Origin of the sequence: Haloferax sp. AB510 (assembly GCF_024136985.1) — an archaeon.
GTDB lineage: Archaea > Halobacteriota > Halobacteria > Halobacteriales > Haloferacaceae > Haloferax.
This window is the reverse complement of record NZ_JAMYJY010000138.1, coordinates 1-8,204: the sequence shown is the minus strand read 5'-3', so window position 1 is coordinate 8,204 and position 8,204 is coordinate 1. Positions and strand designations below refer to the sequence as shown.

Annotated in this window: 8 protein-coding genes and 2 pseudogenes; 3 read left to right on the top strand and 7 right to left on the bottom strand. The window is 68.7% G+C overall.

Annotated elements, in window-relative coordinates:
• A partial coding sequence (locus NKF06_RS18695) for a Rieske 2Fe-2S domain-containing protein (protein ID WP_253246277.1) occupies positions 1-1,507 on the bottom strand: 1,507 nt, incomplete at its 3' end.
• Between the two features lie 206 nt (positions 1,508-1,713).
• On the opposite strand from NKF06_RS18695, the gene NKF06_RS18690 reads away from it, so the two are divergent.
• A complete protein-coding gene (locus NKF06_RS18690) occupies positions 1,714-2,583 on the top strand; it encodes a PHP domain-containing protein (protein ID WP_253246276.1) in 870 nt (289 codons plus the stop codon).
• 53 nt (positions 2,584-2,636) lie between these two features.
• Here NKF06_RS18690 and NKF06_RS18685 read toward each other — a convergent pair whose 3' ends face one another.
• The gene (locus NKF06_RS18685) at positions 2,637-3,680 is read right to left on the bottom strand and encodes an Lrp/AsnC family transcriptional regulator (RefSeq protein WP_058826046.1); all 1,044 of its coding nucleotides are present in this window, start codon (positions 3,678-3,680) and stop codon (positions 2,637-2,639) included.
• Positions 3,681-3,788: 108 nt separating this feature from the next.
• On the opposite strand from NKF06_RS18685, the gene NKF06_RS18680 reads away from it, so the two are divergent.
• Complete coding sequence (locus NKF06_RS18680; RefSeq protein WP_253246275.1) at positions 3,789-4,871, top strand: anthranilate phosphoribosyltransferase; 1,083 nt, start codon at positions 3,789-3,791, stop codon at positions 4,869-4,871.
• 34 nt (positions 4,872-4,905) lie between these two features.
• On the opposite strand, the gene NKF06_RS18675 is transcribed toward NKF06_RS18680, so the two are convergent.
• The 4 genes and pseudogenes from NKF06_RS18675 to NKF06_RS18660 form a co-directional block, all read right to left on the bottom strand.
• Positions 4,906-5,262: a hypothetical protein gene (locus NKF06_RS18675; RefSeq protein WP_253246274.1), complete on the bottom strand. Its 357-nt coding sequence runs from the start codon at positions 5,260-5,262 to the stop codon at positions 4,906-4,908.
• A 39-nt stretch (positions 5,263-5,301) separates the two neighbouring features.
• The gene (locus NKF06_RS18670; RefSeq protein ID WP_253246273.1) at positions 5,302-6,327 is read right to left on the bottom strand and encodes a succinylglutamate desuccinylase/aspartoacylase family protein; all 1,026 of its coding nucleotides are present in this window, start codon (positions 6,325-6,327) and stop codon (positions 5,302-5,304) included.
• A 75-nt stretch (positions 6,328-6,402) separates the two neighbouring features.
• The gene (locus tag NKF06_RS18665) at positions 6,403-6,642 is read right to left on the bottom strand and encodes a DUF2892 domain-containing protein (protein ID WP_253246272.1); all 240 of its coding nucleotides are present in this window, start codon (positions 6,640-6,642) and stop codon (positions 6,403-6,405) included.
• A gap of 90 nt (positions 6,643-6,732) precedes the next feature.
• Positions 6,733-6,861 (bottom strand): annotated as a pseudogene (locus NKF06_RS18660) (bile acid:sodium symporter family protein); the annotation flags it as partial.
• A gap of 111 nt (positions 6,862-6,972) precedes the next feature.
• Between NKF06_RS18660 and NKF06_RS18655 the strand changes: the two are divergent.
• Entirely contained in the window at positions 6,973-7,491 is a 519-nt protein-coding gene (locus NKF06_RS18655; protein WP_253246271.1) for a peptidylprolyl isomerase, read from the top strand.
• A gap of 48 nt (positions 7,492-7,539) precedes the next feature.
• Here NKF06_RS18655 and NKF06_RS18650 read toward each other — a convergent pair.
• Positions 7,540-8,204: pseudogene (locus NKF06_RS18650) on the bottom strand (hypothetical protein); the annotation flags it as partial.

Below are 8,204 nucleotides of genomic sequence, written 5' to 3'. Positions count from 1 at the left end.
GCGGAGCCTCGCCGGGGTCGCCGCCGCCGTCGAGGAACCCCGCAGCCGCCCGGCCGGCGTCGTTCACCCGCCCTTCGGCGTCGAACGCCGCGGACAGCGTTTCGAGTGCTTCCGCGGGGTCGGCGTCGGGGGCCGGGTCGGGAAGCGGTGCCGGCGGCGTGTTCAGGAACCGGTCGAGGTAGACGTTGATGGCGGCGTCGAACGCGCCCCGATAGAGCTCTTTCGCGCCCGTCCGCTCGGCGAGTCGGTGGACCGCGTTGGCGTAGGTGAACGTGTGGTGGACCGTGTTCCAGTCGCCGAACTCGTTGGTGGTCGAGAACCGCGCGACGCGGGTCCCGGCGGCGAAGGCGACGACATCGGCGAGTTGGGCGGGCGTCGCACCGCTCCGAATCGCCTCGGTCAGCGCGTCGACGACGGCGTGCGGGTCGTCGCCGAGGAGGGTATCGAGCAGGTCGTCCGGGGAGGACCACGTCTCGCCCGCACCGGCTGCGACGTGGTCGTCGAGGTCGGCGAACACGTCGTCGAGCGCGTCGACGAGGTCGATTGGGCGACGCCACTCGGCGGACTCCTCGGCGCGGTCGGCGCGGGCGAGTCCGCGGACGAGGCTCGGGAGAACCTCGTCGGCGCGGTCCCAGCCGACGTGGTCGAGCGCCTCGCAGGCCTTGTTCACGAAGTCGAGGACGTGTCCCGTGTCGAGGTAGCGGTGGTCGGTGGCCGCGGCGGCGACCATGCCGGCGAGTTCGGCGTCGTCGTGAGCGGCCGCGATTGCGGTCCGGAGGACGCGCTCCGCGCCGTCGGGATCACGGACCTCGACGTTCTCGCGGAACCACGACCGAAGGCGGTCGAAGTCGGTGTCGGTCGCGCCGAGGGCGTCCTGTTCGAACCGCGGCGGCTCGTCGGAGACATCGCCCGCGACGTGGACGAGCCCCTGATAGAGCGCACGCTTCCGGTCGTCGGGATCGAGGTCGGGGAGGACGTTCGCCATCGCAGTCAGGATGGTGAGGCCCGACCCCCAGCCGTCGCGCCGGTAGCGACAGCCGAATCGGACGCCGGTCGAAAGCGGCTCCGTCGGCTCGACACCGGCGTCGAGGAGGCCGATGACGGACTTCGCGACGACCAGTCGGAGGTTCTGTTCGAGGCCGTCTTCCAGCCGGTTCGACCAGCGGACCGCCGGCGGGTCGTCCAGGTCGGGGTTCGGGTCGACGTAGACTGTCCCGTCGCGCACCTCCACGGGGTAGGTCCGCACGTCGTCGGCCCACGGGTCGAAGGTGTCGCCGCAGGAGAGTTCGAACCGAGCGTGGTGCCAGTGACAGGTCAGCACGCCCTCGTCAACGGTGCCGCGGGCGAGGGGGAAACCCATGTGCGGACAAGCATTATCTGTGGCCCTGACGGACTCCTCGTGGTCGAAGAGGACGATAGAGCGTCCGTCCAGCGAGACCAGCTCGCGGCCGGACTCTCGGAGGTCCGCGAGGTCGACGGCGGGGCGAAAGCGGTCTTCGGATGCCATGTGCACACGTTCGACACGATGATTCCTAAAGATTCGCTGAAGCGAATTTACGTCAGCGATGTGATGTGTTCCCGAATACTCCGTTTCCGAGGCCTCACACGGCTGGTTTCGAATGGGATCGGTGTTCACCGACCGGCGGACCGCAGTGCCGCGAGCTAGCACGATTCGGGCGTGTCTTTTTCGTTACCGAAGCCTAACGAGGAAGCGTGTCCGCGCTGACCGTCCGCATCGACCCCCACGTGCACTCGGAAGGCTCGTACGACGCGCACGACCCGGTGGAGCTCATCTTGGAGCAGGCCGCCGAAATCGGGTTGGACGCCGTCGTTATCACCGACCACGACGTCATCGACGAGTCGCTCCGAGCGGCGCAACTCGCACCGATGTACGGCCTCGTCGGCATCCCCGGCGTGGAAGTCTCGACGGCCGACGGCCACCTCCTCGCGCTCGGCGTGGAGGAGCTTCCGCCGCGGCGTCGCCCGCTGGACGAGACGGCCCGCTGGGTGCGCGAGCGCGGCGGCGTCGCCATCGTTCCACACCCCTTCCAGCGGAGCCGACACGGCATCGGTCGCCGTCGGCTCGGCCGGTATCACGACGCCGCGGGCGGCGACGCCTTCGACGCCATCGAGACGTACAACTCGTGGCTCTTCACGGGTTACAAGAACCGCCGTGCCCGCCGGTTCGCCGCGAAGCGCCAGTACCCCGGCGTCGCCGGGAGCGACGCCCACAAGGTCGGGTACGTCGGCCGCGCCTACACCGAAATCGACATCCCCGACGTGTCCCGCGCCTCCCTCACCGCCGACGACATCTTGGACGCCATCCGCAACGGTTCGACCGAGGTGCAGGGCCGCCGGACGCCGATTCCGACGAGCACGAAACACTACGCCGGCGCGGCCGGCCGGAAGTCCGCGTACTACGCCAAGCGCGGGGCGCTCGGGAGCGCGCTGCTCGCCAAGAAGGGCGCGTTCAAATCCGGCTACTACGCGAAACTCGGCGCGCTCAAGAGCGGATCGCTGGCGAAGACCGGCGTCGCGCAGGCCGCGCGGATGCTCTACCGGCTGTCGCCGCTCTCACGGTAGCGGGCAGTAGCGCGGACGCCGGCGCGAGCGTCGAAAAAGCGTTTGTTCTGTCCTCAGTCGTCCGAACTCACGAGTTCCTCGTACTGCGCGCCGGTCTGCTTCAGTTTCGCCGTCGAGTAGAGTCGCTCGTGGTCGAACGGCAGGTGGTCGGCGGCGAGTTCATCTATCTTCTCGTCGACGGCGTCGGCGTCCCGGCCGTGAATCATGGTAAAGAGGTTGTACTCCCAGCCCTGTTCGGGGCGGCGCGGTCGGTGGTAACAGAGCGTGACGTACGGGAGGCTCCCGACGGCCTCGCCGCGGGCGTCGAGGTCGTCGTCGGGGACGTTCCAGACGACCATGCAGTTGTTCCGAAAGCCCGTGACGATGTGGTTGACGACGCAGCCGATGCGCTTGATACAGCCGTCGGCGAGCAGGTGCTCGACGGCGACGAGCACGTCGTCGACCTCGGCGTCGAGGGCGTCGGCCACGTCCCGGTAGGGGGTCTTCGACAGCGGGAAGCCGCCCTGAATCTCCACGAGCAGGCGTGCTTCGAGCGACGAGAGGTCGCCGGTGGCGTCCTCGGAGATGCGGGTGGCACTCACGTCGGTCGCGCCGAGGCTCTCGCGGGCGAAGCGGTCGTCGTTGACGATGGGGAATTCGAGGTCGATGTAGTAGTCGGTGAGCATCGGGAGGTTCAGCACCTCACAGCCGGTTCGCTCCTCGATTTCGGCGAGAATGCGGTCGCGCGTCTCGCGGGAGCCGGCGGTGACGACGAACCACATGTTCCACTCGTGGGCGCGGCGGTAGTTGTGGTTCACCTGCCGGTAGCCGTTGATGAGTTCGGCGACCTCCTCGAAGCGCTCCTCGGGCGCGGAGACGGCCGCGAGGGTCGAACTACCGATGACCGGCGGGTTGAGGACCGGCCCGAACCGCCGGAAGATACCGTCGTCGCGGAGCCGACGGACGCGGTCGAGGGCGTCGTCCTCGTCGATGCCTAGCTCCTCGGCGACGGCGCGGAACGGCCGCTGTTCGACCGGGAAGCCGCTCTGGTAGCCGTCGATAAGCGCCGCATCGACCTCGTCGATGCCGTCCCGCCAATCATCCGACAACGCGCTCATTACCCGGCGTTAGGAGTCGGGAAGCCTATCGCTTTCGGACGGCGACGTCGCTCCCGCGCGACGGGACCGAACGGGACGTTTTTTGACCGCTCGCCCGAACACAGGAGCATGTCAGTAGTCGAAAGCGAGTTCGGGGAATGGCCGCTGAAGCGTCTGATGACGGAAGTCGTCGGCACGGGCACGAAGTCCGCCGAGGACATGAGCCGCGAGCAGGCGTCCGAGGCGATGCGCCGCATCCTCGCCGGCGAACCGGACCACACGACGCTCGGCGCGTTCTGGCTCGCCAACCGCTGGAAGCACAACAACGCGGAGGAACTCGCCGCCTACACCGACGTAATGGCCGAAGGCGTCGAGTACGCCGAACCCGACGCCGACCCGGTCGACTGCGGCGCGAACTACGACGGCAAGGGCAAGACCGCCATCCTCGGCGTCGCCGCCGGCGTCGTCGCCGCCGCGGCCGGCACGCCCGTCGTCGTCCACTCCGGCGACCGCGTCCCGACACAGAAGCAGGACGCCTACAAGCACGTCCTCGACGAACTCGGCGTCCGCACGGAACTCGACCCCGCGGAGTCCGCCGACATGGTCGACGACACCGGCTTCGGCTTCTACTACCAGCCGCGGTTTAACCCCGCCATCCACGCCCTCTGGGAACGCCGCGACAACATGGGCGTCCGGACGTTCGTCAACACCATCGAGACCATCGCCAACCCCGCGAACGCTTCGGTCCACCTCGGGTCGTTCTACCACCTCGCGTTCGCCAAGAAGATGGTCAACACCTTCGAGGCGAGCGAGCACCACGACCTCGACCGCGTCCTCATGTTCCAGGGCATGGAAGGTTACGACGACATCCGCCCCGGCTACACGAAGGTCGCCGAGTGGACCGCCGGCGACGACGGCGAGGCCACCTTCGACGACTTCGACATCGAGACCGCCGAGTACGGCATGGACTTCGAGTACGACGACCTCGGCGTCGACGAGGACGACGTGGCCGGCGACTCCGCCGAAATCACGGAAGCCGTGCTCGCCGGCGACCGCGAGGACCGCTTCGCCGACGCCGTCGCCCTCAACGCGGCGCTCCGCATCTACGCCCGCGAAGACGCGGAAACCATCGACGAGGGGCTCGACATGGCCCGCGACGCCATCACCTCCGGCGACGCGGAAGCCGTGCTCGAAGACCTGCGCGAGTTCTGAACTCGCAGTCGCAGCCGACTCGAAGGCGTTCCCTTCAACACGCCGGCCCGACCGGTTCGCCGCCCGCGTACCGAACCGACTCCGGACCCACGACGTAGACCGATTCTGACGACCCGTCGGCGTGCGACCGGTTCGTGCTGTACCAGTACGGGTGCGAGACGCGGACCGTCCACCCGTCGAGGCTCCGGCCGACGACCGATGCCGACTCGTCGCTGACGGTTGCCGACGTGCCGTAGGTCGTGACGCACTCGCTGGCCGCCAGTTCGGTCTGGAGGCGCGTTTCTTCCGCCGCAATCGCCCGCCGCCGAGCCTCGCTGTCGAGGACGAAGACGGTGCCCGCGGCGACGACGAGGAGAATCAAGAGGAGCGATAAGGCGGCGCGGCGGTCCATACGAACTCGACCGTCGAGTGCGGATAAATGTTTTCTGCCCTATATGTCGAGGTCGCCGTCGGTCTCGTCGAAGGGGTCGCCGCCTTCGGTGTCGCCCTCGCCGTCGTCCAGCGGGAGCGCGATGCCGACGAGCGTCTCGCCGCCCGTGACGGTCGCCTCGCGGGCGATAGAGTAGACGATGCCCGCGCGCTCGGCTTCGACCTCTTGGAGCACCTCGTAGGTGGTCGGGTCGTACACCCAGCCGAGGTGGTCGCCGGGGCGGACCTCGCGGGCAAGTTCCACGTCCTCGCGGGCGACGAACAGACCCGAGGCGGCGGCCTGCACGCGGCCGAGGTGGTTGCGGTAGGTGCGGCCGTCCCACGGCTCGACCGCGCCCGAGAGGATTCCCATGTCGCGGCAGACGTTGAGGACGCCCTCGACGCCGGCGACGATAGCCGGCTCGACGAGCTGTTTGTTGTGGGCGAGTTCCGGGGTGATGGAGGGGATGCCCGCGTTCGTGGCCGCGACGCGGAGTTTGCCGTCGAAGCTCCGTTCGGTCCACTCGTCGTCGGCGTCCTCCCCGGCGGCCTCCGCGAGGAGGATGTCGACGCCGAACGCCCGCGAGAGGTCGCGGGAAGCCTCGTCGCCCCGGAGGTAGACGGTGTGAGTGAGCATGTCCGGGCTCCCGGTGTGGAGGTCGATGATGGCGTCGGACTCGCTGATGTACTCCCAGAGCTTCGCGGCCATGCGCTGGTGGAGCGACCCGTTGGCGTCGCCCGGCCAGACGCGGTTCATGTTGGAGTTGACGGAGTCGAGCACCTCGGGGGTGACGTAGGAGACGCGGTCGAACGTCAGCGGGTCGGCGACGGGGACGGCGACGACGCGGCCCGAAAGCTCCGCGCGTTCGAGGCGGCCGTGCAGTCGGCGGAGCACTTCGGTGCCGTTGATTTCACGCCCGTGTTGGGCGGCCTGCACGTAGAGCGTCGGGCCGTCCGTCCCGTCGGCTGGCTCGTAGGTGTGAACCGTCGTCTGTACCGGGACGCCGGAGGGGAGGCGAGTGAGCGTCACGGTCTCCGCGGTGTGCATATCCGACGCATCGCGGTGGGGTGTCTTGTAGTTAGGGGAGCGAGAAAGGCGGACGGGTCGGGGCGATACCGGGCGTCAGTTCCGGTCGTTCGAGGTGTCGATGCCGAACGGCAGATAGAGCGGACACGTCCGGCGGAATCCGGTCACGAGCAGGATGACGCCGACGGCCGCGACGAACACGGAACCGAGCGCCGCGGGCACCGGACCGAACCCGAGCGAGAACAGCCCCGCGTAGCTCCCGACGCCGCCGACGACGAGGAGCGCGCCGAGCGCGAGGCGAACAGTCCGGTCGAGCGTGCCGACATTTCGTACCATACAGTAGTGCTTGTGTTCCACAATACATCAATCCAGCGCAAGTTCCGAGCCGACGGGAGTGATTGAAACGGAATGTCTGTTGCGGGCGAGTCAGTCGCCAGCCGGCGCTCCGCCGGAGGATTCGGTCGCCGACCGGGAGAAGTAGCTCGCGAGGAGCGGCCCGGTGATGTTGTGCCAGACGCTGAACAGCGCCGGCGGGAGGGCGGCGGCGGGCGAGAAGCAGATGTGAGTCGAACGGGGTTGTGTCACCGGAAGCGAATCGGAGGGCCGCGTCACCGGCGACGAACCGGAGGCGGCACGGTTTTCACTCGCCCGCCCGACGGGTCGAGTATGAGCGACAACCCAACGGCCACGCTCCACACGAACAAGGGCGACATCACGGTCGAACTCTTCGAGGACAAGGTCCCGAACACGGTCGAGAACTTCGTCGGCCTCGCGACGGGCGAGAAGACGTGGGTCCACCCCGAGACGGACGAGACGATGGAGGGCGAACCCCTCTACGAGGACATCCTCTTCCACCGCATCATCTCGGACTTCATGATTCAGGGCGGCGACCCGACAGGAACCGGCCGCGGCGGCCCCGGCTACACCTTCGACGACGAGTTCCACTCGGACCTCAGCCACGATGGCCCCGGCGTGCTCTCGATGGCGAACCGCGGCCCCAACACGAACGGCTCGCAGTTCTTCATCACGCTCGACGCCCAGCCCCACCTCGACGGCAAGCACGCCGTCTTCGGGAAGGTCACGGACGGCATGGACATCGTCGAGGACATCGGCTCGGTCCCGACCGACCGCAACGACAAGCCGGTGTCCGACGTGGTCCTCGAATCGGTCGACGTCGAGCAGTAAACGCCGCGAACCTCGGGACGGCCGCGAACGGCGGTACGTGCCCGGACGCTATCCGCTCGTGTTCGTCGCGGGGACGACGGTCCGGCCGCCGCTCGAACCGTCGGCGCGGTCGAGCCACGTCGGTCGCGTGACCGTCGTCTCGCCGACCGCGTCGTACGCGAACCAGACCTCGACGCCGAGGCCGTCGCGGGTCTCGTAGGTGACGCGCATCGAACGGACGAACCCGCCTTCTTCGACGACTGCTTCGACCCGATAGCCGCGCGACCGCGGGAAGTCGGTGCCGCGGCCCTCGATTCGGTACAGCGCCACCTCGTTTTCGACGCTCGCGTTCGCCGGGGTCGTCACGCGTGCCACGCTCGTCTCGTCCGCCGAGAGGTACCAGTCGAGATAGCGGGCAGCGCGCGAGGCCTGTCGCCCCGGTCCGTCCCGCACGTCTGGATCGAGGACGCGGGCGGCGACGCCGTCCGGCTCGGTGGGTCGGCGGGCGTATCGCGTGGTCCCGTCTGCGTAGGCGTCCTCCGAGGCGGTCGGGCGCGGGAACGCCCTGAGTCGCCCGGCGCGCTGCACCTCGGAGACGTAGACGTGCGGGGCCTCGACGTGAACGACCTCGACCTCGCGGCCCGTCTCGTCGCCGGCGATGGACTCGCGGTAGCCGAGCGTCCAGCGGTACGACCGATTCGCCGCGGCCCGGCGGTGGGCCGCCGCGAGGAGCG

Bases quoted from the DNA above. Each gene is read 5' to 3' on its own strand.
- NKF06_RS18685 (WP_058826046.1), bottom strand. From the start codon at position 3,680: ATGAGCGCGTTGTCGGATGATTGGCGGGACGGCATCGACGAGGTCGAT.
- NKF06_RS18680 (WP_253246275.1), top strand. From the start codon at position 3,789: ATGTCAGTAGTCGAAAGCGAGTTCGGGGAATGGCCGCTGAAGCGTCTG.
- NKF06_RS18670 (WP_253246273.1), bottom strand. From the start codon at position 6,327: ATGCACACCGCGGAGACCGTGACGCTCACTCGCCTCCCCTCCGGCGTC.
- NKF06_RS18675 (WP_253246274.1), bottom strand. From the start codon at position 5,262: ATGGACCGCCGCGCCGCCTTATCGCTCCTCTTGATTCTCCTCGTCGTC.
- NKF06_RS18655 (WP_253246271.1), top strand. From the start codon at position 6,973: ATGAGCGACAACCCAACGGCCACGCTCCACACGAACAAGGGCGACATC.
- NKF06_RS18665 (WP_253246272.1), bottom strand. From the start codon at position 6,642: ATGGTACGAAATGTCGGCACGCTCGACCGGACTGTTCGCCTCGCGCTC.